19 protein-coding genes, 1 other RNA gene and 1 pseudogene are annotated in these 25,211 nt (G+C 73.7%); 9 read left to right on the top strand and 12 right to left on the bottom strand.

Annotation, left to right across the window (positions count from 1 at the left end; translation table 11 throughout):
- Window positions 1–901: 901 nt before the first annotated feature.
- A complete protein-coding gene (locus tag IAG44_RS28700; protein WP_246562154.1) occupies window positions 902–2,500 on the top strand; it encodes a hypothetical protein in 1,599 nt (532 codons plus the stop codon).
- A 13-nt stretch (window positions 2,501–2,513) separates the two neighbouring features.
- On the opposite strand, the gene IAG44_RS28695 is transcribed toward IAG44_RS28700, so the two are convergent.
- The 5 genes and pseudogenes from IAG44_RS28695 to IAG44_RS28670 all read right to left on the bottom strand — a co-directional run bounded on the left by IAG44_RS28695 (window position 2,514) and on the right by IAG44_RS28670 (window position 8,377).
- Complete coding sequence (locus tag IAG44_RS28695) at window positions 2,514–5,018, bottom strand: tetratricopeptide repeat protein (protein WP_246562152.1); 2,505 nt, start codon at window positions 5,016–5,018, stop codon at window positions 2,514–2,516.
- A 350-nt stretch (window positions 5,019–5,368) separates the two neighbouring features.
- An RNA gene (rnpB, locus tag IAG44_RS28690) (RNase P RNA component class A) lies at window positions 5,369–5,788 on the bottom strand.
- A 160-nt stretch (window positions 5,789–5,948) separates the two neighbouring features.
- A pseudogene (locus IAG44_RS44815) lies at window positions 5,949–6,665 on the bottom strand (DMT family transporter); the annotation flags it as partial.
- Between the two features lie 73 nt (window positions 6,666–6,738).
- Complete coding sequence (locus IAG44_RS28675) at window positions 6,739–7,572, bottom strand: helix-turn-helix domain-containing protein (protein ID WP_187749962.1); 834 nt, start codon at window positions 7,570–7,572, stop codon at window positions 6,739–6,741.
- Between the two features lie 130 nt (window positions 7,573–7,702).
- Window positions 7,703–8,377, bottom strand: coding sequence for a TetR/AcrR family transcriptional regulator (locus IAG44_RS28670; RefSeq protein WP_187749961.1), 675 nt, complete (start codon window positions 8,375–8,377; stop codon window positions 7,703–7,705).
- A gap of 47 nt (window positions 8,378–8,424) precedes the next feature.
- Between IAG44_RS28670 and IAG44_RS28665 the strand changes: the two genes are divergently transcribed.
- The 3 genes from IAG44_RS28665 to IAG44_RS28655 are packed head-to-tail and all read left to right on the top strand — an operon-like array spanning window position 8,425 to window position 11,688.
- The gene (locus IAG44_RS28665) at window positions 8,425–10,266 is read left to right on the top strand and encodes an FAD-dependent monooxygenase (RefSeq protein ID WP_187749960.1); all 1,842 of its coding nucleotides are present in this window, start codon (window positions 8,425–8,427) and stop codon (window positions 10,264–10,266) included.
- 34 nt (window positions 10,267–10,300) lie between these two features.
- Complete coding sequence (locus tag IAG44_RS28660) at window positions 10,301–11,050, top strand: MerR family transcriptional regulator (RefSeq protein WP_187749959.1); 750 nt, start codon at window positions 10,301–10,303, stop codon at window positions 11,048–11,050.
- Entirely contained in the window at window positions 11,047–11,688 is a 642-nt protein-coding gene (locus IAG44_RS28655; RefSeq protein WP_246562149.1) for a hypothetical protein, read from the top strand. The genes IAG44_RS28660 and IAG44_RS28655 overlap by 4 nt, the downstream gene beginning before the upstream one ends.
- On the opposite strand, the gene IAG44_RS28650 is transcribed toward IAG44_RS28655, so the two are convergent.
- Complete coding sequence (locus tag IAG44_RS28650; RefSeq protein ID WP_187749958.1) at window positions 11,639–13,063, bottom strand: RNB domain-containing ribonuclease; 1,425 nt, start codon at window positions 13,061–13,063, stop codon at window positions 11,639–11,641. The genes IAG44_RS28655 and IAG44_RS28650 overlap by 50 nt on opposite strands.
- 202 nt (window positions 13,064–13,265) lie before the next feature.
- Here IAG44_RS28650 and yaaA point away from each other — a divergent pair, with 202 nt between their 5' ends.
- Window positions 13,266–14,030, top strand: a complete 765-nt coding sequence (yaaA, locus tag IAG44_RS28645; protein WP_187749957.1) for a peroxide stress protein YaaA — start codon at window positions 13,266–13,268, stop codon at window positions 14,028–14,030.
- A 71-nt stretch (window positions 14,031–14,101) separates the two neighbouring features.
- On the opposite strand, the gene IAG44_RS28640 is transcribed toward yaaA, so the two are convergent.
- The 3 genes from IAG44_RS28640 to IAG44_RS28630 form a co-directional block, all read right to left on the bottom strand.
- Window positions 14,102–15,667: a bifunctional RNase H/acid phosphatase gene (locus IAG44_RS28640; protein ID WP_187749956.1), complete on the bottom strand. Its 1,566-nt coding sequence runs from the start codon at window positions 15,665–15,667 to the stop codon at window positions 14,102–14,104.
- Window positions 15,668–15,996: 329 nt separating this feature from the next.
- Entirely contained in the window at window positions 15,997–16,740 is a 744-nt protein-coding gene (locus IAG44_RS28635; protein ID WP_187752895.1) for a zinc ribbon domain-containing protein, read from the bottom strand.
- The gene (locus IAG44_RS28630) at window positions 16,737–17,579 is read right to left on the bottom strand and encodes a Nif3-like dinuclear metal center hexameric protein (RefSeq protein WP_187749955.1); all 843 of its coding nucleotides are present in this window, start codon (window positions 17,577–17,579) and stop codon (window positions 16,737–16,739) included. The genes IAG44_RS28635 and IAG44_RS28630 overlap by 4 nt, the downstream gene beginning before the upstream one ends.
- Window positions 17,580–18,458: 879 nt before the next feature.
- Here IAG44_RS28630 and IAG44_RS28625 point away from each other — a divergent pair.
- From IAG44_RS28625 to IAG44_RS28615, 3 genes are all read left to right on the top strand, one after another.
- Entirely contained in the window at window positions 18,459–19,544 is a 1,086-nt protein-coding gene (locus tag IAG44_RS28625; protein ID WP_187749954.1) for a hypothetical protein, read from the top strand.
- 93 nt (window positions 19,545–19,637) lie between these two features.
- Window positions 19,638–19,802 (top strand): hypothetical protein, encoded by a 165-nt coding sequence (locus IAG44_RS28620; protein ID WP_187749953.1) that lies wholly within the window; start codon window positions 19,638–19,640, stop codon window positions 19,800–19,802.
- Between the two features lie 82 nt (window positions 19,803–19,884).
- A complete protein-coding gene (locus IAG44_RS28615) occupies window positions 19,885–20,328 on the top strand; it encodes an HIT family protein (RefSeq protein WP_187749952.1) in 444 nt (147 codons plus the stop codon).
- Between the two features lie 31 nt (window positions 20,329–20,359).
- On the opposite strand, the gene IAG44_RS28610 is transcribed toward IAG44_RS28615, so the two are convergent.
- The 3 genes from IAG44_RS28610 to IAG44_RS28600 are packed head-to-tail and all read right to left on the bottom strand — an operon-like array spanning window position 20,360 to window position 23,272.
- Window positions 20,360–21,298, bottom strand: coding sequence for a 3-oxoacyl-ACP reductase (locus tag IAG44_RS28610; RefSeq protein ID WP_187749951.1), 939 nt, complete (start codon window positions 21,296–21,298; stop codon window positions 20,360–20,362).
- A gap of 9 nt (window positions 21,299–21,307) precedes the next feature.
- Window positions 21,308–22,384 carry a Zn-dependent alcohol dehydrogenase gene (locus IAG44_RS28605; protein WP_187749950.1) on the bottom strand — a complete coding sequence of 359 codons (1,077 nt, stop codon included), beginning with the start codon at window positions 22,382–22,384 and terminating at the stop codon, window positions 21,308–21,310.
- Window positions 22,385–22,414: 30 nt separating this feature from the next.
- The gene (locus tag IAG44_RS28600) at window positions 22,415–23,272 is read right to left on the bottom strand and encodes a MaoC/PaaZ C-terminal domain-containing protein (protein ID WP_187749949.1); all 858 of its coding nucleotides are present in this window, start codon (window positions 23,270–23,272) and stop codon (window positions 22,415–22,417) included.
- 309 nt (window positions 23,273–23,581) lie between these two features.
- Between IAG44_RS28600 and IAG44_RS28595 the strand changes: the two genes are divergently transcribed.
- A complete protein-coding gene (locus tag IAG44_RS28595; RefSeq protein WP_187749948.1) occupies window positions 23,582–25,204 on the top strand; it encodes an ATP-binding protein in 1,623 nt (540 codons plus the stop codon).
- The last annotated feature ends 7 nt before the right edge of the window (window positions 25,205–25,211 follow it).

Genomic DNA, 25,211 nt, shown 5'->3' with positions numbered 1-25,211 from the left:
AAGAGCTCGAAGTGGCTTTCACCCGTGCCATTTCCAGCCATGCGGGGCTTGAGGCATCGGATATGTTCCACGACCTGATCTAGGGTGATCGACATGCCGAGATTCGCGCGGCCAGACCGTGACTCTGGTCCGAGCCGATACCAAAGGGGTCGTCACCCAAGCAACACGCATAACCGAGAAACGAACCCTGCTCGCCCAGGCCGGCCCGTGAGCAGATGGGCTGAACAGCGCGGTACCCTCCGATCGTCGGCAAGTCCCCTGGCCGCATCCCCCACTGCGGCTGGTGAGCGACCCACACGGCGGCCTGGAGCATGTCCACGTCCTTCGACCGCCTCGCCCCATCATCCCCACGGAACCTGACGAGTTGGCGGCCCGCCCGTAGATGCTGGCCCCAGCGCCGGGTCCAGCTCTGTTCCCCTCGGCTTGCTTCCCGAGGTAACGGAAGCTCAGCCGGCACCATCGCCGTTTGGTCACCCCACCTCGTCGGATCGCCGTGAACTCCGGGATACGGGTGCCTGCCCCGCTTCGGAAGGGCATCGCCGCTCTGGTTACCGTGTATCCGTTCACGAGCAACGAGATGGTATCCGCATGAGGGATGGAACTTCGGCTTTATGTGTGATAACAGAGCATGGCCCGCGAGCCGCGAGCCGCGAGCCGCGAGCCGCGAGCCGCGAGCCGCGAGCCGCGAGCCGCGAGCCGCGAGCCGCGAGCCGCGAGCCGCGAGCCGCGAGCCGCGAGCCGCGAGCCGCGAGCCGCGAGCCGCGAGCCGCGAGCCGGTTGAGCGGTGCGCGGCGTGGGGGCGGTCGAGGGCGATGCCGTGTTCGGTAGGGAGCCGCTGCGTGTCCCGGTAGGGCATGACGCTCACCGGTGGGGCACGTTCCTCGGCGAGCGAACCCTCGTCGTGGCGGCCCGCACGGTCACGTCGACCGTACGGGTCCTCGAATCGCTTCCGGCGCTGCTGCGTGACGACCACCGTGTCACGGTCGTCTTCGCGTACGACCCGACCTCGGCCTTCGCCGCCGGAGTCCTCGACCTGCTGCGCGAGGCCGGCTGCCGGGTCATGCCGTGGGAGCAACTGGGTGAGGTCGACCCGGATCTCATCCTGTCCGCCAGCGAGAACATCGACGTGCCGGAGGGGAACTGCCCGGTCCTGGTGCTGCCGCACGGCGTGGGGTTCCAGAAACTCGTCCCGGACTCGCGCGGCGCGCACGACCGGCTCTCCGGCGTCGTCCCCGACTCGCTGCTGGAGTCCGGGAGGGCCTGGCTGGCCGTCTCCCACCCGTCGCAGGAAGAGCAACTGCTCGCCACCCACCCGAAGACGGCGGAGCGCACCCTCCTGGTGGGCGACCCCTGTCTCGACGAGCTGATGAGCAGTGGGCGGATGAGATCGGCCTACCGGGCGGCACTCGGCGTCCGGCCGGACCAGTCGCTGGTGATGCTCAGCTCGACCTGGGGCCCGACCTCCCTCCTCGGGACGCAGCCGGACCTACCGGCCCGTCTCCTCGCCCAACTCCCCTACGACGACTACAAGGTCGGCGCGATCGTCCACCCCAACGTCTGGTCGGCGCACGGTGCCTGGCAGCTCCGCACCCTCCAGGCGACCGCCCTGGACGCGGGGCTCCTGCTGATGCCCGCCGTGCACGCGTGGCGTCCCGCGCTGGTCGCCGCCGACGTCCTGATCGGCGACCACGGGTCGGTCACCCTGTACGGCGCTTGTCTGGACACGCCGCTGCTGCTCGCCGCGTTCGGCTCGGACGCGGTGCCGGGCACCGCCGTCCAGGCCCTGGCGGACCTCGCACCCCGGCTCGACCCGCGAGGGGACCTGCGCGGTCAGATCGACGCGGCCGTGCGGGGACACTCCCCCGGACGCTACGCCTCGGTCTCGGCGCGGGCCTTCGCCGAGCCGGGCCACGCGCTGGCCCGGCTGCGCACGACCCTCTACCGCCTGCTCGGACTCTCCGAGCCCGGCACCGAGCCGCCGTACTCGCTCGCCGTGCCTCCGGCCGCTTCTCCCGCCGCGCGGGTCACGTCCTGGCGGGTGACCACCGAGGTGGGCGGAACCGCCGAGCGGCCGGCCGTCACCGTGCGCCGCGTCCCGGCGGCCGTCGCCGGACACGCCGACGCCGTGTCCGTCCGTCCCGGCGTCGTCTCCCACCTCGCCTGCACGGACGACGAACGGGACGGGAGGATCGCCGCAAGCGCCTCGACGATCGTCCGGCGCCACTGCGCACCGAACGCCGGCGAGGCGCTGACGTGGATCGAGGACACGCTCGTCCGGCTGCCGGGAAGTCTCCTGGCCGTCTCGGCCGTCCAAGGACAGGCGTGCCTGGTCGGGCTCCGGGACAGCAGGATCGTCGAGGTGGTGGACGCCGCAGGAGCGGGCGACCCCGGGGTGTCGGCCTCGGTGGTGTACGCCGCTCTGCTCGCCGAGCTGCCGCTGGAGGGCTCCGTGCGTACGGGCGGCCGGGCCGTCGTCCTGCGTGTTCGGCCCGTCTCCTGAGCCGCTGCCCGTCTCAGCGATCGGTGTCCGACTCCGCCAGCCGGCGGCGCAGTTCCTCCGCCGCCGGATGCCCCTCACGCTCGTAGATCCCGAGTGCTTCGGTCAGGTGGCCCCGGACGGCATCGGCGTCGGCACCGGTCCGCTGGGCGATGTCCGCGAGGCCCACCAGCGGCTCGGCCGCGTAGTGCATCGCGTCCCGCTGCCGCAGTTTCTCGACCGCCTCCCGCAGGTCACGCTCGGCGGCCTCGGTGTCGCCCAGGCCGTCGCGGACGAGGCCGATCGCGCCCAGCGCGCGGGCCGCCATCCGGACGTCCGGCTCCTTGTCGGCCAGCAGGTCGTCGTGGGCGCGGCGCAGGACGGCGAGGGCTTCGGCGTGGTTCCCGTCCGCGGACAGCGCGCTGCCGAGGAAGAAGGCGGCGATGGCCGCGCCACGGGCCTCCCCCGCCTGTTCGTTGAGCGCGAGGGAACGCCGGTACACCGCCACCGCGTTCCGGGGATCGTGCTTGTCCCGGTACCGGCCTTCGAACTCCAGGACCGATGCCTGCAGTACGAGGTCGGTGACCGTCTCGGCGCACTGGAGGGCACGGTCCAGTGCGGCGCGGGCCTCGTCGTGGCGGTCCAGGTCCATCAGCGGACGGGACAGCAGACTCCGCAGCCGGGCCTCGGCCACCCGCGCCTGCTGCGGTTCACCAGACGCCGACTCAGCCTGGGCCCTGGCCGATTCCGCGCCCAGTGTCAGGGACTCCCGCCACATGTCGAGGTAGCGGCGGTGGAGGAACAGCGCCGTGAACGCCTCCGCCAACGGCCAGACCAAGGCATGGTGTTCGTGCCGGGAAGCGGCCCGCAGGACGCCCAGGATCGCGGTGCGCTCGGTGTCCAGCCACGCGAGCGGCGCCGGGCCGTCGGGGGCGGCGAAGGGGTCGACGGCGTCCTGGAGCAGCGCGGACAGGTCCGCGATCCGCTTCCGGTTCTTCTTGATCGCCCGGTCGGCGAACGCGGTGAGGACGAGGTAGTGGGTACCCACCCGCTCGATCAACGCGGCTTCCTCGGCGGGGGATTCCTCCCGGTCCGCGCACTCGCGCGCGTGCAGCCGGATGAGGTCGTGCATGACGTACCGCCGGTCCGCTCCCTTCTCCACGAGGCCCGCGCTCGCCAGCACTCCGAGCTGCCGCTTGGCCACCCGTGTGTCGACGCCGGCCGCCGCGGCGGCCACTCCCGCGTCGAAACGGCCGGTCGGCAGCAGGCCGAGCAGGCGGTAGAGGCGGGCCGCGTCACCCGGCAGCAGTCGGTAGGACGGTCCCAGCGCAGCGGACACGGAGATCTCCTCGGCAGACAGGGACAGACCGGCCAGCCGGTCCGTCTCGTTCGACAGTTCCTCGACCAGCTCGGCCACCGTCAGGTCTTCCTCCGTCAGCCGGGCCGCCGCGATCCGCAGCGCGACGGGCAGGCCGCCGCACAGCTCCACCAGCCGCCCGGTGACCGCCGGGTCGCAGTCCCGGACCCGCGGGCAGTGGACGGCGAGCAGGGCCAGGGCGCCGTGCTCGTCGAGCGGCTTCAGGCCGACCAGTCTCGCGCCGTCCGCGACCGCCAGCTCCCCCAGCCGGGCGTGGGCCGTGACCAGGACCCCGCTGCCGGTTCCCTGGGGAATGAGCGCGCGCACCTGCGCGGGTTCGGTGACGTTGTCGAGGACGAGCAGGATGCGCAGGTCGGCGGTGCGGGACCGGTACAGGCCGGCGCGCGCCGGGAGCGTCCGCGGGATGTCGTCCTCGCCGACGCCCAGCCCGATGAGACACGTGGCAAGCGCCTCGGCGACGTCCGGGCTGTCCACGCCGATCGCAGGCGCGCCCGGACGGTCGTGCCGGTCGGCGAACGTCACGTACAACTGGCCGTCCGGATAACACTCCCGGACGGTCTCCCCGAACCGGATGGCCGTCGCGGTCTTTCCCACGCCGGAGACGCCCGACATGACGACGAGGTCGACGTGATCGGCGCCGGTCCGGGCCGCCGGGAACGCCCGGCGCAGGGCGTCGATGTCCTTGTCCCTGTTGACGAACTCATAGGTCCGCGACGGCAGTTGGTTCGGGCGCGCTCTCGTTCCCGCCGGCACCGACACCGGCGTCGGCACGGTGAAGGCGATGTCGCCGTAGAAGTGGGCGCCGTGGAAGGACGGGCCCTGGTACACGCCCCCGCTCACCGAACTGACGTGTGCGCCCGGGGCCAGTTCGGTGATCAGCCGCGCCAGTTCCTCCGCCGCCTCGGGGTCGTCCCGCAGGACGCGGAGCAGACGTTCCCGAAGCCGCTCCTCGACCCGGTCCGCGGCCCGTTCGTCCCCTTCCACCCGGGCCCGCGTCAACTCACCGCTCTCGGCCTCGAGTTCGTCCCGCGCCCTACCCTCCGCCTCTCCGCGCCCGAACCACCGGGCCAGCCTCAGCTTGGCCTGCTCCCACGACTCCGTCACCATCAACCCGGTCAGCGCGGTCACCGCCGTCGTCGCGAGCGCCGTCAACTCGGCTTCCACTGAGCCCCCTTCGTGCCCTGTGCCCCTCCGAGGGCAACCGGTCCCACCGTAGAAGATCCCACCCTGCCGCGCAGTTCCGCCCGGCCGCTCCTGTGCAGGACATCACGCGCGGCTCCTTGCCGAGACGGGACGTTGATGGCGCTCCCGGTGCCGGGCATCAGGCGTCCCCGCTGCCCACGCTGGAGGCGCGGCGCCGGCGTTCGCGGGGCAGTCTGTGACGTCGTGGGAGACGTGGGCGTCGGAGGACGCGAGGGCGTACAGGAGCGGGTCGGCGAAGCCGAGCCGGCGTCCCGATGCCTGTTGCGCGCCAGCTCCGACCGGGGCATAAGCCCAGGTCGGAGCCCTGAAAGCAGACGAGTCGGGCCGTACGCCGGGTTCTGTTTCCCCGGGGTCCTCGCGGGCCTCGGGGCGACGGCCATCCATCTAGGGCCGACGTTGCCGTCGGCCTCGTGCGGTCTACCCGCGGACTCGGGCGGGCAGCCCTCGAACGTCCGCGCAGTCGCGTCCTTTCCTGTTCGGAAAGGCGCGCTCCCTTTTGACCTTGCTCCGGGTGGGGTTTACCTAGCTGCTCGGGTCACCCCGAGCACTGGTGGTCTCTTACACCACCGTTTCACCCTTACCCGGCGCCTGAGCGCCGGGCGGTCTGTTTTCTGTGGCACTGTCCCGCGGGTCACCCCGGGTGGCCGTTAGCCATCACCCTGCCCTGTGGAGCCCGGACGTTCCTCGGGGATTCCCCTAGGGGGAGTCCACGCGGCCGTCCGCCCGGCTCGTCTGCCGTGTCGACCATGTTACCGGGCGCGCGTCGCGCTTCCGTCCCGCGGAATCCGGGGCGCCGGCGGGGTCCGCAGAGCCCGTGGAGCCCGAGGCCGTCGCCAGGACCGAGCCCGCGAGGATCAGCGTGAAGGCGACGCCGATCCCCAGGGTGAGCTTCTCGTCGAGGAACAGCGCGCCCGCGGCGACCGCGACCGCCGGGTTGACGTAGGTGATGACCGTGGACCGCGTCGGCCCGATCTCCTTGATCAGCTCCAGGAAGGCGACGAAGGCGATCGCCGTGCAGATCACGCCGAGGCCCGCGAGGCAGGCCAGGACGGTCGCCGACGGCATCCGCGAGGGCCAGGTCGCCGCCGCGAAGGGCGCGTAGACGAGGGCCGCGAACGCGAGGCAGGCGGCGGTGAGGTGCAGGGACGGGACGTCCTTGAGGTGGCGGGCGGCGATCAGGGGCGCGGTCGCGTACCCGACGACCGTCACCAGCACCTCGGCGAGCGAGCGCGCGTCCCCGCCGGTCAGGTGCGGGACGGTGAGGACGCCGACGCCCGCGAGGCCGAGCGCGAGGCCGGCGACACGGCGTACACCCAGCCGCTCGGTGTCGCCGAAGAAGCGGGCCAGGGCGACGCCGACGATCGGGACGCCCGCGATGAGCAGGCCGGCCGTCGAGCTGGAGAGGTGGCGTTCGGCGTCGGTGAGGGTGAACCAGGGGCCGACGATCTCGATGCACGCGAACGCCAGCATCGGCACCCAGTGCGCGCGCACCACGCGCGGGAGGCCGCCCTGGCGGAGGGCGAAGGGGAGCAGGAGGGCGGCGCCGAGGGCGCAGCGCGTGAACACCACCATGGTCGGTGAAAGGTCCTCCACCGCCACCTTGATCATCAGATAGGGGATGCCCCAGACGACTCCCATCAGGGAGAACAGGAACCAGCCGCGTGCAGTCATGTGCCGAGTCTCAGCCCCTTCCCCCGGTCTCGTCTTGAACGCTGTTGCGGTACGCCGCCGGCGTGACCCCGAGCACGCGCCGGAACCAGCGCGTGAGGTGCGCCTGGTCCGCGAAGCCGACGAGGGCGGCGGCCTCGGCGGGGCGCACCCCGGCGTCCAGCAGGCCACGCGCGCGGTGCACGCGGTGCTGGGCGAGCCAGGCGTACGGCGGGAGGCCCATCGTCGTGCGGAACGCCCGCAGCAGTTGGTAGCGGGACAGGCCCAGGTCGGCGGCGAGCCGGGACAGGGGCGGGGGCGCGAGGAGTTCGTCGGCGAGCCGGTCCCGTACGGCGTGGGCGAGCGCGGCGGCTCCGGGGACGCGGTCGTCTGTGGGGCGCGCGGTGGAGTGGCGGCGGGCGAGGGCGGTGAGCAGCCAGGGGACGGTGGACTCGGCCTCCAGAGGATCCGGGCGGGCGCTGAGTCCCGCGTGCGTACGGCGCAGGGCCGCCGCGAGTTCCGGGTCGTGGATCAGCGGCTCGCGGAAGTGCGGCACGCCGCCCAGGGTGCCTTCCTGGAGGAGGCCGGGTTCGGCGTAGACGGCCCGGTAGGCGTACCCGTCGGTGGTGTTTCCGGGGCCTCCGGTGTGGGTTTCGCCGGGGGCCAGGACGACGATGGTGCCGGGGCCCGTGCTGATGTGTCCGCCCCGGTAGGCGATGACCTCGGTGCCGCCGACGCACACGCCGACCGTGAACTCGTCGTGCGCGTGCGGCGCGTAGACGTGCTTCTCGAACCGTGCCGTCAGCAGGTCGAGCCGTGGCCCGCCCAGCCCGAGCCGCGCTCTCGTCCAGATCGCCTGCTCGCCCATCCCGTCTCCCCCGTCCTCCGTGGTCCGTTCCGGCAACCCTCGCGTCTCGTTTCCGTATTCCGTACGCCGGTGAGGTGCCCGTTTCCGGTGTGCGGCCGTGTGTGCGCCGGTCTCTCGCCGGCCTGTGGTCTCAGGAGTCCCGGGCGGCCTCCACGGCGGCTTCGAGGGCGGTGAACGCCCGGCGCAGGTGCGCGCGGTGGGCGTCGGCCACGGTGGACGCCGGTTCGCCCGCCATGAGGCGGCGCGCGGAGGCGACGTACACCGTGCGGTAGGCGGCGACCGTGAGGGCGGCGGCGAGGGGCGGGTCGGGGTATTCGGGGGCGGTCTCGGCGAGGACGTCGGCCAGGGCCGTCTCCAGTTCCTCGACGCCCTCGCGTGCGCGGGCGCGCAGGGCGGGTGAGTCGACGACGACCTGCCAGAAGGCGGGGAAGTCGTCGTCCACGGCCGAGAGGGGGTGGTGGTCCTCCAGGAGCGCGAGGGCCAGGTCGTGCAGGGCCGTCAGCGGGGTGGTGCCCGGAGCGCGGTGGCGGACTGCGCCGGTGAAGGTCTCGACGGCCTCGGGGACTCGGTCGAGGAAGAGGTCTTCCTTGCGCGGGAAGTAGTTGAAGACCGTCATCGCCGAGACGTCGGCGGCGCGGGCCACCTCGGCGACGGTGACCTCGTCGAAGCCGCGCGCCACGAACAGGCCCGTCGCCACGTCGGAGATCCGCTGCCGCGTCGCCCGTTTCTTGCGTTCGCGCAGGGACAGCTCGACCGTGCGCTCCAGCTTCGTGAGGCCGCCCTCGGCGGGGTTCGTAAAGTCCATGCAAAAAACTGTAGCAGAAACAAACTTTGAGTGGCTACAGTATTCGCATGACGGATTTCGACGTGGTGATCGCCGGGGCCGGACCGACCGGCCTGCTGCTCTCCTGCGAGCTGCGGCTCGGCGGGGTGAAGGTGCTGGTCGTGGAGCGACGGGAGGAGGTGGACGAGACGGTCAAGGCGATGTCGGTCAACACCCCCTCCGCCGTCGCCCTCTACCGGCGCGGCTTCTTCCCCACCCTCGCCGCGATCCAGGAACAGGCCATGGAGCGGTTCCGCCACTTCCGCGAGGAACGCGGCGAAGACCTCGCCCAACCCCCCAAGTTCGCCGGCCACTTCGCGGGCATCCCCCTCGACGCGGCCTACCTGGACGCCGACGACCCGGCCTGGGCGGACGCCGGGCGCGCGGACCAAGTAGGGCTGATCCCCCAGGCCGAACTGGAGCGGGTCCTCGCCGCGCGGGCACGGGAGCTGGGGGTCGAGGTGTGGCGCGGGGTGGAGGTCACGGGGTTCGAGGAGGACGGGGGCGAGGTGGGGGAGACCGGCGGGGTGACGGTGCGGTTGGCCGGGGCCTCGCGCGCAAGGGCGGAGACCTCGCGCGCCGGGGACGTGATCGAGGCCGGCGCGGGGAGCCTTGGCCAAGCCAGGACCTCGCTCGCCGGAGGCGTTGCCGGGACCGGCACGGGCAGCGCTGCCGCAGCCCACGCCGACGGCGCTGCCCCGGCCGCCCCCGGCACGCCCCGCACCGTCCCGCCCGCCGAAACCAGGACCGGCACCGGCGCCGGTACCTCCCGCACCGCGCCCTCCCCCGAGACCGACGCCCGCGCCCGCGCGCCCCGTACCGTCCGCGCCGCCTGGCTCGTCGGATGCGACGGCGGTCGCAGCACCGTCCGCAAGCTCGCCGGGTTCGACTTCCCCGGCACGCCGCCGGAGATCACCGGCTACCAGGCCGTCGCGGACATGACGGGGACGGAGGAGTTGGCGAGCGGCTGGAACACGACGGCGACGGGCACGTACGCGTACGGCCCGATGCCCGGCCGGATCCTCACGGTGGAGTTCGACGGCCCGCCGGCCGACCGGACGTCGCCGGTGACGGCCGAGGAGTTGCAGGGCAGCGTGCGCCGGGTGACCGGGGCCCCGGTCACCGTCGGGAAGGTGCGCACGGTGACCCGGTTCACGGACAACTGCCGCCAGGCGAGCGACTACCGCAAGGGCCGCGTCCTCCTCGCGGGCGACGCCGCGCACGTGCACTCCCCCTTCGGCGGCCAGGGCCTGAACCTCGGCATCGGGGACGCGGTGAACCTCGGCTGGAAGCTCGCGGCGGTCGTGCGCGGCTGGGCCCCGCCGGGCCTCCTCGACTCGTACACGGCGGAACGGCACCCCATCGGGGCGTGGGTCCTGGAGTGGACGCGCGCGCAGATCGCCCTGATGCGCCCGGAGTCCCACGCGCGGGCACTGCGCGCGGTGGTCACCGACCTCACGCGCACGGTGGACGGCACGACCCACCTGGTCAAGCGGATCTCCGGCGTCTGGCAGCGCTACGACCTCCCCGGGGACCACCCCCTGGTCGGCGCGAGCGCCCCCGACCTGGAGCTGTCCGACGGCACCCACCTCGCCGACCACCTGCACGGCGCGCGCGGCCTCCTCCTCGACCTCACCGGCGACCCGAAGCTGCGCGCCCGCGCGGAGGGCTACGGCGACCGGGTCACCGTCCTGACGGCCGCCTGCCCCGAACGCCCCGGCCTCGCGGCCCTGCTGGTGCGGCCGGACGGGTTCACGGCGTGGGCGGCGGACACGGAGGGCGAGGGCGGCGAGCCGGTGGAAGCGGCGCTGGAACGGTGGTTCGGAGCACCGGGCGAGGGCCCGGGAAGGGGGCCCCGTGACGACACTTGACCTTGCCGCGACGTCAACGTCTGTACTGGTGGCCATGAGGATCGGAGAACTCGCCGAGACCGTCGGCGTCACCACACGGGCCGTGCGCCACTACCACCACCTGGGCCTGCTCCCTGAGCCCGACCGCCTCTCCAACGGCTACCGGGACTACACCCTGCGCCACGCGGTCGCGCTCGCGAGGATCCGCCGGCTGACCGAGCTGGGCGTGGGCCTGGCGGAGGTGCGGGACGTGCTGGCGGACGACGCCGGCAAGGACCTGGTCGAGGTGCTGGGCGAGCTGGACGAGGACCTGGCCCGGCAGGAGGGGGCGATCCGGGAGCGGCGGGCGCGCCTGCGGGTGCTGCTGGAGGCGGGGGAACTGTCAGCCGAGGGCCCCGTCTCCCCGGAGCTGGCGGCGCTGTTCGCGCGGACGTCCGCAGGGCTCGCCGACTCGCCGATGGCCGCGAAGGACCGCGAGGTGCTGGCGCTGATCGAGACGGCGGCGCCCCCGGAGGTGCGGGAGCGGATGCTGGCGGCGGTGGGGGCGGTCACCGAGTCGCCGGAGACGATCGCGCTGGCCAACGAGGCGTACGCGCTGCTCGACGACCTCGTCGACGCCGAACCGGACGACCCGCGCGTGGAAGCCGCCGCGCACCGGCTCGCCGCGTGCGTGCCGCCGGGGCTGCTGCCCGAGGAGCGGGGCGAGCCCGACAGCACGTTCCTGCGGGCGTTCTGCGCCGACTTCCCGCCGGCCCAGGCGGCGGCGATCCGGCGGACGCTGGAGCTTCTGGGGGTGGCGACGTGAGGGCCGTGCGGGCGCTGGCCCGGCACCAGGGGCGGATGTGGGCCGACCTCGCGCGCTGGGTCGGGCGGCGGCGCACCGGGGAGGGACGGCTCCTCGGGTACATGCGCGGGCAGGGGGCGATGACGGCGGCGATCGTGTTCGTGTGCCTGGTCGAGACGGCCGGGGTGAGCGTCCTGTTGTGGGACCACCCCGTCGCGCACTGGGTGGTGTTCGCCTTCGACGTCTACACCCTCGCCCTGGTCCTCGGGCTGCACGCGTCCTGTGTGGTCCGGCCGCACGTCCTGGAGCCCGGCGCGCTCCGGGTCCGGTACGCCGGCCAGGTGGACCTGCGCGTGCCCTACGGCCGGATCTCCGGCGTCCGGCGCGAGACGCGGCTCTCGCACCCACGTGCCGAGGGCGAGCTGGACCTTCCGGTGGGCGGGCAGACCTCCGTCTCGCTGGAGCTGGCCGAGCCGGTCGTCCATACAGGGCTGCTGGGGCGGGCGCGGGAGGTGCGGGTGGTGCGGTTCCACGCGGACGACGCCGACGGGGTCGTCCGGGAGATCCGGAAGATCCAGGGGATCCGGGAGAGGAGGGAGTGCGGTGAGGTCACGCGGGAGCGAAGCGGACGGTTCGTGTCGCCGGATCCGCTCGGGTGAGGCGGACGCGGAGGCGTTCGCCGAGCGGGAGATGGTCGCCGTCGACGCGGCCCACGACCGCGGGGGACTCCAGGTGGACGGTGCCGTGGTGGCCGTCCAGGTCGATGACGCAGGCGTCGAAGGTCTCGCCGACGTGACCGGCCAGGACAGCGGCCTCGACGGTGTCCACGGCGGCCCGCTCCACGGCGTTCGCGCGGTGGCCGCCCTCGGCCATCCGCTCCGGGAGGGCGTCCAGGGCGGCCAGCACCCACGCCGGCGGCGGGTCACCGGCCGACGCGGCGAGGCACAGCTCGGTCGCGTAGCGGTCGGCGAGGCGGCGCAGCGGGGCCGTGCAGTGGGCGTACGGGGCGGCGACGGCCGCGTGCGTGGTGAGGTCCGGGAGAGCGCCGTCACGGAAGACGGTGTAGCCGGCGCCCCGCAGGAGGCTCGTGCACTCCTGGAGGAAGGCCGCGTGGCGGGGGTCGCGCGGGTCGAGGGAGCGGATCAGGCGCGCGTACGGGACGTGGTGGGGCCAGTCGATGCGCAGCGCCTGCGCGACCCTGCGCAGCCGGCCGACCGCGCCGTCCGGGGCGGTGGGAAGCGTGCGCAGGACGCCCGTGCCGTACGACAGCATCAGGTCGGCCGCGGCCATGCCGGTCAGCAGGGACAGCTGCGCGTTCCAGCCGTCCGCCGGGAGGGGCGCACGGTAGGTCAGCTCGTACGCGCCGTCCCGCTCGACGATCTCCTGCTCCGGGACGTTCAGCGAGATGCCGCCGCGCTCGGCCTCCAGGCGTTCGCGCAGCTCGCCGATGGTTTTCAGGAGCGCGAGCGGTTCCTCTGCGGTGCCCTCGTCGATCTGCTTCTGCACGCCCGCGTAGTCGAGTTTCGCCCTGCTCCGCACGCGCGCACGCCGGACGTCGACCGCGATCGTGCGGCCCTCCGCGTCCAGGTCGATCGTCCACAGCGCGGCCGGGCGCACCTGGTCCGGCAGCAGGCTGGCCGCGCCCTCGCTCAGGACGGCCGGGTGCAGGGGCACCTTGCCGTCCGGGAAGTACAGGGTCGTCACCCTGCGCCCCGCCTCCTCGTCCAGCGCGCTCCCCGGGACGACGAACGCGGCGACGTCCGCGATCGCGTAGCGGACGCGGTACCCGGTGCCCTGTCGGGACAGGTGCAGCGCCTGGTCGAGGTCGGTCGACTCCGGCGGGTCGATCGTCAGGAACGGGATCGCGGTCGCGTCCTCCTGCGGCAGCGCGGGCGCGTCGGCGGCCCGTTCCGCCTCTGCCAGCGCCTGCGGCGGGAAGCCGTCCGGGACACCCAGTTCCGTACGCAGCGCGGCGAGGGCGACCCGGAGCGGGGCTTCGGGGGCGCCGGTCACACGAAGGGGGCGACGGGGCATGGGTCGAGCGTAGGGCGGGGCGGGGGCGGGGGCATGTTCAGGGGGCCGGTACCGGCCGGGGGTGCGGGTGTGGCCGGGGTGCGGGGTTCGGCGTCGGGCCGGGGCGCGGAGGCCGGCGTGGGGCGCGGCGGTGGGGTGGGGTGGCCGGAGTGGGGTGTGGTGCGCCGTACGCTGGGTGGAGTTGTCGAGAAGGGGATCGTTCGTGCTTGTGCTGCTTCCGCCGTCCGAGGGCAAGGCTTCGTCCGGGACGGGGGCGCCGGTGAAGGTGGAGGCGTTGGCGCTTCCGGGGTTGCGGGCGGCGCGGGAGGCGGTGCTCGGGGAACTCGTCGAGCTGTGCGCGGGGGACGAGGAGAAGGCGCGGGAGGTGCTCGGGCTCAGCGAGGGCCTTCGGGGCGAGGTCGCGAAGAACGCCGCGTTGCCGGGGGCCGGGGCGCGGCCCGCCGGGGAGATCTACACGGGCGTGCTGTACGACGCGCTCGGGCTGGCCACGCTCGATCCGGACGCCGTGACGCGTGCCGGGCGTTCGCTGCTGATCTTCTCCGGGCTCTGGGGGGCCGTCCGGGTCACCGACAGGATTCCGTCGTACCGGTGCTCGATGGGCGTCAAGCTACCGGGGATCGGGGCGCTCGGGGCGTACTGGCGGGGCGCGATGGCCGAGGTGATGCCGGAGGCGGCCGGCGAGAGGCTGGTGCTCGACCTGCGGTCGTCGGCGTACGCGGCCGCGTGGAAGCCGAAGGGCGAGATCGCGGCGCGCACGGCGACCGTACGCGTGCTGCACGCGCCCACGCGGAAGGTCATCAGCCATTTCAACAAGGCGACCAAGGGGCGGATCGTACGGAGTCTGCTGACGTCCGGGGCGGAGCCGTCGGGGCCCGGGGAACTCGCGGAGGTGCTGCGGGCGTTGGGGTATGTGGTGGAGGTCGCGGGGGCGGGGAGGCTGGATGTGCTGGTGGACGAGGTGCACTGAGGCGGGCGGGCACGGGGGCCGCGTGCCGAGAAGCGCCCGGCAGCCTCGTACCGCCCCCTGAGGGGCGCCTCTCAGCGCAGGTGCGACGTGTCGTTGACCAGGCGCACGCTCGCGTTGCCGTCCGCGTAGTAGGCGACCGCCGAGAGGGACGCGGCGTCGAGGTGCAGGCGGAACAGGGCCTCGGGCGGGGCCCCCAGGGCGAGGCGGATCAGGGTCTTGATCGGCGTGACGTGGCTGACGACGAGGACCGTACGGCCCGCGTACGCCGCGGTCAGGCGCTCGCAGGCCGCCGCGACGCGTGCGGCCACCTCGGCGAAGCTCTCGCCGCCGCCCGTCGGACGGGCCTGCGGGTCGCCGAGCCAGGCGTTCATGTCGTCCGGGTAGCGCTCGCGGACCTCCCCGAAGGTCAGGCTCTCCCACGCGCCGAAGTCCGTCTCGCGCAGGCCGTCCTCGACGACGACGTCCAGGCCGAGGCGGACGGCCGCGGCCTCGGCGGTCTCGCGGGTGCGGGCCAGCGGGGACGTGACGACGGCCTCGATCGTGCCCCGGCGGGCCAGCGCCTCGGCGGCGCGGGCGGCCTGCTCCCGGCCGGCCTCCGACAGGCCCGGGTCCGAACCTCCGCTCCCCGAGAAGCGCTTCTGCGGGGTGAGGGGGGTTTCGCCGTGGCGCAGGAGGACGAGGGTGGCGGGGGTGCCGAGGTCGGGGGCGGCGAGGTTGCGGGCAGCGCGGTGGTCCGGGGTGGGGGTGCCGGCGGCGGGGCGGGGGCGGGGTGGCGTGCGTGTGCCGGTGGGGGCGGGGCGGGCGCCGGGGTCGGTGACGGCAGGGCCGGCGTCGGGGAGGGCGCCGGGACTGGCGTCGAAGTCGAAGAGGGTGTCCGCGCCGGAGGCGGCAGGGCCGCCGGGACCAGGTTCGGGGAGAGCGCCGGGGCGGGCGGGGGCGAGTGCGGCGGAGCCGGCCGGTGTGGGCGCGCTCGCGGTGACCGGTGCGCGCGTGGTGCCGGCGACCGGCGTACGCGCGCCCGCCTCGGCATCGCCGTACCCCGCGATCTCCTCCCCCGCCTCGACCTCCCCGCGCTGCCCCGCGTCCATCGCCTTGTTCGCCAGGCGGTCGGCGCGCTTGTTCTGCGACCGGGGGATCCACTCGTACCCGACCTGGGCCCCCGGCAGCACCCGAGCGGCCTCCGCGGCGAGCGGCCGCAGGGCGGGGTGTTTGATCTGCCACCGCCCGGACATCTGCTCGACGACGAGCTTGGAGTCCATGCGGACGCGCACGGAGGCCGCGGGGTTGATCAGGCGCGCCGCCCGCAGCCCCGCCAGCAACCCGCTGTACTCGGCCACGTTGTTGGTCGCGACCCCGAGGAACCCCGCCCGCTCGGCCAGCAGCTCCCCGGTGACGGCGTCGGCGACGACAGCCCCGTACCCAGCGGGCCCGGGGTTCCCCCGGGACCCCCCGTCGGCCTCGACGACGAGCTCACCGGGGACGGAAGGGGAGGCGGAAGGTGACGCGGGGACGGAGGACGGAGCCGCGGCGGCGTCGGGACCGGCGTCCGGCGTCGGAGTTGCCGTGGAGGCGGGACCGGCGTCCGGCGGCGTGGGAACCGCAGTGGAGCCGGAACCGGCACCCGGCGCTGAACCCACGACAGGACCGGCACCCGGCGCCGAAGCCCCAGCCGCTCCCGCGCCCAGCCCTCGCACCGCCCCCGACGCCGCACCAGCCCCGGAGCCCGCACCCGGGCCGGAACCCAGGCCCGACCCCGAGCCGGAGGAACCCGCGCCCACTCCTGAGCCCGCCGTCCCCGAACCCTCGCTCGCCCCTGAGCCGGAGCCCTCACGCAGCCCCGAGCCCGACCCCAGGCCCTCACGCAGCCCCGAGCCAGCCCCCGGGCCGGAACCCGCACCCAACCCCGAGCCACCCCCCGGTTCAGCCCCTTCCCCCGCCCCCGGAACCTCCCGGATCCCCACCCCTCCTACAGCCCCGACTCGACCGTACGCACCAGGATCCGCCGGCAGTTCTCGCACCGCACGACGGAGTCCGCCGGCGCCTTACGGATCTCGGCGAGCTCAGCGGCGGCCAGCTCCTGGCGGCACCCCTGGCACGTGCGCGCGTAGAGCTTCGCCGCCCCGATGCCCCCCTGCTGCTCGCGCAGCTTGTCGTACAGCTTGAGGAGGTCCGCGGGGACGGACCCGGCGACGACCGCGCGCTCCTTCGTCACGGTCGCGGCCTCCCCGTCGATCTCCTGGAACGAGGCATCGCGCCGGGCGGTCGCGTCGTCGATCTTGCCCTGGACGGCGCCCACGCGCTCGGTCAGCTCGGCGACCCGCTCCTGCGCGGACTCGCGGCGCTCCATGACCTCGAGGACGACGTCTTCGAGGTCGCTCTGCCGCTTGGCGAGGGAGACGATCTCGCGCTGAAGGTTCTCCAGGTCCTTCGGCGAGGTCACGGCGCCGGAGTCGAGCCGCTGCTGGTCGCGCGTGGCGCGCTGGCGCACCTGGTCGACGTCCTGCTCGGCCTTCGTCTGCTCGCGGGAGCAGTCGCTCTCCTCGGTCGTCGCGGCGACAAGGAGGTCACGCAACTGCGTGAGGTCCTTGCCGAGGGATTCGATCTCGGCGTGCTCGGGCAGCGACCGGCGCTTGTGCGCGAGCTGCTGGAGTCGGACGTCGAGGGCCTGGACGTCGAGAAGGCGGTTCTGGTCGGCGGGCGCGGCGTTCAGTTGGGGGCTCCAAAGGGGGATGCGGAATGGCTGGTCCAGGGGTCGGTGACCGTGGCGGAGACATGGGTGCGCAGGCCCCAGCCCTCACGCTCGGAGACCGCGTCGAGCTGGGCGGCGGCCTGCTCGCACCAGGGCCACTCGGTGGCCCAGTGCGCGGCGTCGACCAGCGCGAGGGGGTGTTCGGCGCGGGCCTCGGACGCCGGGTGGTGGCGCAGGTCCGCGGTCAGGAACGCGTCGACGCCCGCGGCGCGGACGTACGCGAAGAGGCTGTCGCCGGAGCCGCCGCTGACGGCGACCGTGCGGACGACGGCCTCGGGGTCGCCGGCCACCCTGATCCCCTGCGCGGTGGCGGGCAGCCGCTCGGCGGCGCGGGCGGCGAACTCCCGTACGGTCAGCGGGTGGTCGAGTTCGCAGACGCGCCCGAGGCCACGCCGCCCGTGCGGATCGGTGGTGTCGGGCACGAGGGGGCGCACGACGCGCAGGCCGAGCGCGCCGGCGAGGGCGTCGGAGACGCCGGGGTCGGCGGTGTCGGCGTTCGTGTGGGCGACGTGGAGCGCGATGTCGTTCTTGATGAGCGTGTGCACGACACGGCCCTTGAACGTCGACGCGGCGACGGTGGTGGTGCCCCGCAGGTACAGGGGGTGGTGCGTGACCAGCAGGTCCGCGCCCAGTTTCACCGCCTCGTCGACGATCTCCTGGACGGGGTCGACGGCGAACAGCACCCGCCCGACCTCCTGCTCCGGATCGCCCACGACGGTGCCGACCGCGTCCCAGGACTCGGCCCGCTCGGCGGGCCACAGACTCTCCAGCGCGGCGATGACTTCAGACAGACGGGGCACACCCCCAAGGCTACCTGCCGGTTCCCGGGGAACACACCGGCCTGGGGAGACGGGGACGAAGGGGGCGGGGGCGGGCGGTTTCACGAGGGACGGCCATGAGGGGCGGGACGGTGGTGAGGGGGCGCGTATAGGGGGGTGGGAGTGCGTTGGGGGCGCGTGGGGGCGGGGAGGTGGGCGTGGGGTGCGCGGGGCGAGGGGTGGGGCGCGCGGGCGGGGTGAGCGGGCTCGCGGTGTTCCGGTCGGGGCGGGCCCGACTCCCGGCATCCCGGTCGGGGCATACGGCGCCCCTGTCGAGGACGCGGCGTTCCGGACCGGCGAGCAGGGCTCGCGGTGTTCCGGTCGGGGTGGGCGGGGCTCACGGTGTTCCGGGGCGGGCGTGATTCCGGCGTCCCGGACAGGGCATGCGGTGTCCCCGTCGAGGGCGCGGCATTCCGGACCGGGCGAGCAGGGCTCGCGGCGCCTCGATCGCCGGCGCCCCGCCCGCCTCCTGCGCCGGCTTCGTCGAGGTGCGCAGTGTGCGCGTGACGGCGCTGCGCCCGCCGACCTGGCTCCCGGCCGCCGAGCAGCCCCGTCCCCGGTGCGCCGACCGCCGGCCCCCTCCCCCACCCCTCGGATGCCAGCCCCGTCCCCGTCCCTGCCCTCGTCCCCGCCCTCGGCCGCCAGCCCCGCCCCCGTCCCCGCGCTCGCCACCACCGTCCGCACCCCCGCTCCCACCGCCGCCTCGCCCCGCCGTCCCCCACCCCGCCACACCCCCTGGCACAAAACCCGCCCCCGCCTCAGAGGAATCGCTTCTGCGCCACTCGTACGAGCGAAGCCCGCCCCGCTCGTCCCACGACCGCGCGTGCGAAAACTAGCTTCGGCGGCGGAGGTGATCGGACGATGACGGCTTGTGTGATCGAACCGGCCGCGGGGGACGCGGAGGGGGCCACGGGGGCGGGTTGCGTGATCACTGTGGACGGGGGGTACGGGGCGCGGCTCGCGCGGAACGGGGACGCGTGGTTCCCGGAGAGATGGTCGCTGGGCGGGCCGGAGGCGTACGTCGTGCCGTTGCCCGGCGGGCAGCCGGAGGAGGCCGGGACGGAGGTCCAACCCCTGGCGGACGGGCGGGTGTTGATCCACCGCAGGGTCGAAGAACGGCACCTGTTCTCCCTGTTGTACCCGACGGGTCCCGGGACCGGCGAGGTGCAGCTCGGCGCGGTGGAGTGCCCGGAGCTGACGCTGCTGCCGCCGTCGCCGTGCGGGAAGCGGGTGTTCGCGCTGGCGGCGGGGGCGGGGTCGACGTCCGTGTGGCAGGTGGCCGGCGGTTCCTTCGGTCCGGAGCGGCTGGCGGAGGTGCCGGGCCGGTGCGCCGGCGGGGTCTGGCTGGACCCGGCCGGTCAGCTGCTGGCGGTGGACCGCGAACTGGGCGGGCGGGTCAAGGCGGTTGTGGTGGACCTCGGCCGGGACGGCAGTGTGACGCCGCTGCTGCAGATCGCCGAGGACAGCGACGACCGGCTGCTGCTGGCCGACCCGGACAGTGGGCTGCTTCTCATCCGCTCCGACGCGCCCGGTGAACTCCGGCTCGGGTGGGGCGTGTTGGGCAGCACGTTGCCGGTCCGCTTCCCCGAGTCGCTGCGGCTGCCGGGGTGCTCGGTGACGCCGTTCGCCGTGCAGCCGGGGCAGGTGCTGCTGCCGGAGAGCTGCGCGGTGGCGCTGCGGGTCGAGGGGGCGTTCGGGAGCTGGGTGGGGACGTGGCGGGCGGCGGATCGCCGGATGCGTCAAGTCGTCGCGCCCGAGGGGTGGTTGACGGGGAGCGGGTGGTGGTCGGCGGAAGGGGTGCTGGGGTTGCCGTACTCGACGGAGGGCGAGCCGTGCGGGGTGGCGCGGGTGCGGGCGTGGGAGGGGACGGAGGTGCCGCGCGCGGTCACGACGCCGCGGCCGGTTCCGCTCCAGCAGGCGCCACTCGACAAACTTGTAACGAAGTAGCCGTCCCCGCCTGCCCCTTGGGCCCGTTGTCAGTGTCCCTCGGTAGACTCCCCGGCCTGTAAGAGATCATGTTGACGGGGTGGAAAACTTCCGATGAGCGACGCAATCACCACGCAGCCGCCGTCCGCCGACACGCAGGCCCGCGAGGTCACCGGCCACGGCCGGCACCGCGGTCCCCAGGCGGACCACGACAGCCACACGGCACCGCACGGCCGCCACCGCCGCCCGGCGGAGGAATCCGAATCGGCTGCCGCGTAAGGCGGTTCACACACGGCGGGGCCCCGTCGGTCGCCGAAAGGCAACCGACGGGGCCCCTGTCTTCTCCCCCCTCGGAGGCCCCATGCCGACGTGCGTCTTCTGCGCCATCGCCGCGGGCACCGCCCCCGCCCGGATCGTCTACGAGGACGCCCGAACCCTCGCGTTCCTGCCACGCCGCCCGGCCACCGTGGGCCACACCCTCCTCGTCCCCCGCGTCCACGTCCGCGACCTCTGGGACCTCCCGGCGCCCGAGGCGCACCACCTCACGACAGCACTCCTCACCCTCGCCCCGGCCGTCCGCCGCGCCTTCTCCCCGGACGGGCTGAACGTCGTCAACTCGGCTGGGGCGGCGGCCACTCAGACGGTGTTCCATCTTCATGTGCACCTGGTGCCGCGCTGGCACGGGGACACGTTCGGCCCGCTCTGGCCGCCTCCTTCGGACCGGCCGGTGCCGCCCGACGATGTGGCGGACCGGATCAGGACGGAGGTGGCGAGGGCCGACTTCCGTGGAGCGGACGGGGGTTGAGCTGCCGCGCGAGTTGAGCTGCCGCGTCCCCTCACTCCCTGCGCAGCCCCAGTACTTCGGTCGCTCCGAACGTCTCGCCGGGCGGCCGGTCCGCATAGTGCGGGGTGAGTAGCGCGTCCAACTCGTCGTAGGTGAAGGCGTCTTGCTTGCTGTCGAACTTGGCGCGTACGCGCGGGCGTTCGATGACGGCGACCATGCCGCCGTGGACGACGAGGAGTTGGCCGTTGACGCGGGCGGCGGCCGGGGACGCCAAGTAGCCGACGAGTGGGGCGACATGGCCGGGGGAGAGCGGGTCGATGCCGTGGTCGGGTTCGTCGACCGCGGCGAAGACGTCCTCGGTCATGCGGGTGCGGGCGCGGGGGCAGATGACGTTGGCGGTGACGCCGTAGCGGGTGAGGGCGAGGGCGGTGGAGACGGTGAGACCGACGATCCCCCCTTTGGCGGCAGCGTAGTTGGGCTGCCCGGGAGACCCCGCGAGGAACGCCTCGGAGGAGGTGTTGACGATCCGCCCGTACACCGGGGCCCCCTCCCGCTTGGACCGCTCACGCCAGTGCGCGGCGGCGAACCGGATCGTGTTGAAGTGCCCTTTGAGGTGGACGCGGACGACGGCGTCCCACTCCCCCTCGGTCATGGAGAACACCATCCGGTCCCGGAGGATGCCCGCGTTGTTGACGAGGACGTCCAGCTTCCCGTACCTGTCGATCGCCGACTCGACGAGTTCGCGGGCCTGTTGGAAGTCGGAGACGTCCCCGGTGTGGGCGCTCGCCTCGCCCCCGGCGGCGCGGATCTCGGCGGCCACCTCCTCGGCCGGCGTCGCGGACGCCTCGCCGGAGCCGTCCCGCCCGGCCTGCCCGTAGTCGTTGACGACGACGGCCGCGCCGAGCCGCCCCAGCTCCAGCGCCTCCGCGCGTCCGAGCCCGCGCCCGGCACCGGTGACGATCGCCGAAAGCCCCTCCAGCGGACGCGACATGATGCCCCCTCAGATCTCGATGCAGGTGCGCAGCGAGGTCCCGGTGCGCATCTGATCGAGGGCTTCGTTGACGTCCGCGAGCGGGACGCGGTGCGTGATGAGCCCGGCGAGGTCGATGCGCCCGGCACGCCAGAGGGCGATCGTCCGCTCGTAGGACCGCAGGACGTCGCCGCCGCCGTACATGGACGGCAGGATCCGCTTCTCGTCGAAGAACAGCTCGAACATGCTGAGTTGGAGGTAGTCGTCCATCGCGCCCGCGCCGACGACGACGAGGGTGCCGCCGCGCCGGGTGTTCTCGTAGGCGGTGCGCGCGGTGACCGAGCGGCCGACGACCTCGAAGACGTAGTCGAACCCCTCGCCGCCGGTGACCTCTTGCTTGACCGAGGGCAGCTCGTCCGGCGAAACCGCCTTCGTGGCACCGAAGTTGAGAGCGGCCTCGCGGCGGGAGGCGACGGGGTCGACGGCGACGATCTCGGCGGCGCCCTTGAGCCGCGCCCCCTGGATCGCGGAGATCCCGACGCCCCCGCAGCCGATCACGGCGACGGACGAACCGGCTTCCACGTCAGCGGTGTTGAGGGCGGCGCCGAGGCCGGTCGTCACGCCGCAGCCGATGAGCGCGGCGATGTCGAAAGGCACGTCGTCGGGGATCGGCACCGCGCACCCGGCGTCGACGACGACCTCCTCGGTGAACGTCCCGGTCCCGGCGAAACCGAACACATCGCCGCTGGGGCGGCGGAAGTTGGGGGTGCCCGCGTTCATGAACCCGGCGAGACACAGCTGGGTCTGCCCGCGCTTGCAGGCGGGACAGGCGCCGCAGGCCGGCAGCCAGCAGACGACGACCCGGTCCCCGGCCTTCAAGTGGCTTACTCCTTCCCCGACTTCGACGATCTCGCCCGCGCCCTCGTGCCCCGGCACGAAAGGCCCCGGCTGCGGCAGTACCCCGCTCATCGCGGACAGGTCCGAGTGGCACAGCCCCGTCGCACGCACCCGGATCCTGACCCGGCCGGGCCCGAACCCCACGGCCTCGACGTCGTCGAGAACCTCCAGCTTGTCCTGACCGATCTCGTGCAGTACGGCTGCGCGCATGGCTGCGGCTCCCCTCAAGGCATCGCGAAATCAGGTGTGTTGCACGATCGTGTCGGCGAGGACGGGCGCGTCGTCCCGCTCGACGGCGCTCACCGCGACGCGCACGGCGCCCTCGCCGCGCCACATCCGGACGCGCAGCGTCTCCCCCGGGTACACGACTCCGGCGAACCGCGTGTCGTAGGCGCGGACTTGGCCGACGTCGCCGCCCAACACCGTGTCCACGACGGCCTTCAGCGTCATGCCGTACGTGCACAGGCCGTGCAGGATGGGCCGTTCGAACCCGGCGCGCTTCGCGAAGTCGGGGTCGGCATGCAGGGGGTTGAGGTCGCCGGACAGGCGGTACAGGAGCGCCTGGTCCTCGCGGATCGGGCACTCCACGGTCAAGTCCGGGTCCCCGGTGGGGGGTTCGAGGCGTCCGGAGGGTCCCCGCTCGCCGCCCCAGCCGCCCTCGCCCCGCACGAAGATGTGCGCGTCGCCGGTCCACAACGGGCCCTGGGCGTCGGTGACTTCGGTGCGCATGACGAGGACGGCGGCCTTGCCCTTGTCGTACACGGCGGCGATGCGGCCGGTCGCGGTGGCGGTGCCCTCGACGGGGAGCGGGCGGTGGATCGTCAACGACTGTCCGCTGTGCAGGACTTGGGACAGATCGACGTCGACTCCCGGCATCGACAGGCCACTTATCACCCCGGGCGAGCCGTTTCCGGCGACGGTCGCGAAGCTCGGGAGAACGTGCAGGCGGGACTCCAGGGTGTAGCGCAGCTCGTCCGGGCCGGTCGCGGGGCGGCCGGCGCCGATGCCGAGGTGGTAGAGCTGAACGTCCTTGCGGGTCCAGGCGATCTCGCCGGTGCGGGGTGCGGCGGCGAGGGCTTCACGGGCGTCGATGGGCAAGGGGACTCCCTGGGGTGGGGCTTCGGTGCGCCGAAGACCTCGGCACGGCTGTCCGCACCGTCGGCCGCACCGAGGTCGTCACGGGCCGGATTGAAACCTGTTCCAGTCCGGCGCCCTAGGTATAGCCGAGGGCAGTTTGAATGTGAAGGCTCCTGACGAGTCATCAGATCCTGGTGTCCGGAAGAAGCCGGAAGGCTGTGACATTTGTACTGCTGGAGTCGGTACGGACGGATCTGCCGTGCAAGGTGGCGAGGCGCGTAGCTTCGAGATCACAGCGATCGACGGCACGACCGGACGGGGGAACACAGGATGCGCAGAAAACGCGAGGCGGGGAAAGCCGAGGAGCCCGGAGCCCTCACCCTCAGCGGCTTCAGCATGCTGCCCTGGCTGCTGATCGGCCTGGGCGCCTTCTCCAACCTCTTCCGTCCCGAGACCCCGAACCCGGTGATCGGCGGCCTGGGTCTGCTCGCCTTCAACTCGCTCTACATCTACGTCGTCTTCCGCGCCTTCCTCCAGGAGACCAGGGAATCGAGGCGGACGAGGGTCGCACTCGCCCTGCTGACCCTGATCACCTGCGCGCTGGCCCTGGGCTACGGCGGCGCCTGGCTCCTCTTCTTCCCGCTGCTCGGCCTCGCGACGGGCGCGGCGGTGAGGATGCCGCACCTGCGCTGGGTGGGCCTCGTCCTGACCGCGCTCGCGGCGGCGATCGGCGCCCTGCGCCAGGGCTGGGACAGCCTGGACACGACGTACGCGACGTGGATCTCGATGCTGGTGACGGCGGCGGTCCTCTCCCTCGCCGACACCGTGCGGGAGCTGCGCTCCGCCCGCGAGGAGCTGGCAAGGCGGGCGGTGGAGCGGGAGCGCCTGCGGTTCTCCCGTGACCTGCACGACCTGCTGGGCCACACCCTCTCCGTGATCGTCGTGAAGTCCGAGGCCGCCCGCCGCCTGGCCCCGAGGAACCTGGACGCGGCCCTCGCCCAGATCACGGACATCGAGTCGGTCGGCCGCCAGGCCCTCACCGAGATCCGCGAGGCGGTCACCGGCTACCGCGAGAGCACCCTCACCGCCGAACTGGACCGCGCCCGCTCCACCCTCACGACCGCCGGCATCACCCCCACCGTCACCGAGTCCGGCCCACCCCTCTCCCCCCAGACAGCCGCCCTCCTCGCCTGGGTCGTCCGCGAGTCCGTCACCAACATCGTCCGCCACAGCAAGGCGACCCACTGCACCGTGACCCTCACGGGAACCCTGGAACGGGTCCGCCTGACAGTGACGGACGACGGCCCACCGGCGAGGCCGACCGGACAGGGCCCGGCCCCGTTGGCAAGGGCGACGGAAACGGACGCCGACCTGGACGGCGACGCCACGGCCACGGACTCGGCCACAGACTCAGCCACGGACGCGGACGCGGCAAGCCAGGACCCCAGCACCCCAGCGACCGGCGCCCACTCCACAGGCACCCCGGACGCAGGCATCCCGGGAACCACCGCCCCGAAACCCGACGCCCCCACCACGGACACGGCCAAGGACACAGCCACCGGCACCGGCACCGGCACCGAAGCCCCGGACACCGCCACACCGGCAAGCACTCCCGAACCCTCCACCACGCTTCCCCCAACCGCCCCTCCCCTCACTCCCCCAACCCGCGGCACCGGACTCATCGGCCTCCGTGAACGCCTCGCCGCAGCCGGCGGCACGCTGGAGGCCGGGCCGGGTGCGCGAGGCGGGTTCACAGTGACGGCGGAGCTGCCGACGGAGGCCGAGGACTACTCGGGAAGCGGCCCCGGCCGACGGGACCCCGTGCACGGCGCCGGGAGTCTGGACGGTTGGCATCCGGAGGCGTGTGCGCCGGGTGTGTATACCGTGCGCCCCGCCGAGGAGCCCTGCCACACCGCGCCGTCGGCGGGCCCCGACCCTAGGCTGTCCCCGTGACCAGCAG

The organism is Streptomyces roseirectus, assembly GCF_014489635.1.
GTDB lineage: Bacteria > Actinomycetota > Actinomycetes > Streptomycetales > Streptomycetaceae > Streptomyces > Streptomyces roseirectus.
Note: the sequence above shows the minus strand (reverse complement) of the source record. Positions and strands in the feature narration are given on the sequence as shown.

Bases quoted from the DNA above. Each gene is read 5' to 3' on its own strand.
- IAG44_RS28675 (WP_187749962.1), bottom strand. From the start codon at position 7,572: ATGGGCGAGCAGGCGATCTGGACGAGAGCGCGGCTCGGGCTGGGCGGG.
- IAG44_RS28605 (WP_187749950.1), bottom strand. From the start codon at position 22,384: ATGCGCGCAGCCGTACTGCACGAGATCGGTCAGGACAAGCTGGAGGTT.
- IAG44_RS28670 (WP_187749961.1), bottom strand. From the start codon at position 8,377: ATGGACTTTACGAACCCCGCCGAGGGCGGCCTCACGAAGCTGGAGCGC.
- IAG44_RS28615 (WP_187749952.1), top strand. From the start codon at position 19,885: ATGCCGACGTGCGTCTTCTGCGCCATCGCCGCGGGCACCGCCCCCGCC.
- IAG44_RS28660 (WP_187749959.1), top strand. From the start codon at position 10,301: ATGAGGATCGGAGAACTCGCCGAGACCGTCGGCGTCACCACACGGGCC.
- IAG44_RS28620 (WP_187749953.1), top strand. From the start codon at position 19,638: ATGAGCGACGCAATCACCACGCAGCCGCCGTCCGCCGACACGCAGGCC.
- IAG44_RS28595 (WP_187749948.1), top strand. From the start codon at position 23,582: ATGCGCAGAAAACGCGAGGCGGGGAAAGCCGAGGAGCCCGGAGCCCTC.
- IAG44_RS28625 (WP_187749954.1), top strand. From the start codon at position 18,459: ATGACGGCTTGTGTGATCGAACCGGCCGCGGGGGACGCGGAGGGGGCC.
- IAG44_RS28610 (WP_187749951.1), bottom strand. From the start codon at position 21,298: ATGTCGCGTCCGCTGGAGGGGCTTTCGGCGATCGTCACCGGTGCCGGG.
- IAG44_RS28665 (WP_187749960.1), top strand. From the start codon at position 8,425: ATGACGGATTTCGACGTGGTGATCGCCGGGGCCGGACCGACCGGCCTG.
- IAG44_RS28650 (WP_187749958.1), bottom strand. From the start codon at position 13,063: ATGCCCCGTCGCCCCCTTCGTGTGACCGGCGCCCCCGAAGCCCCGCTC.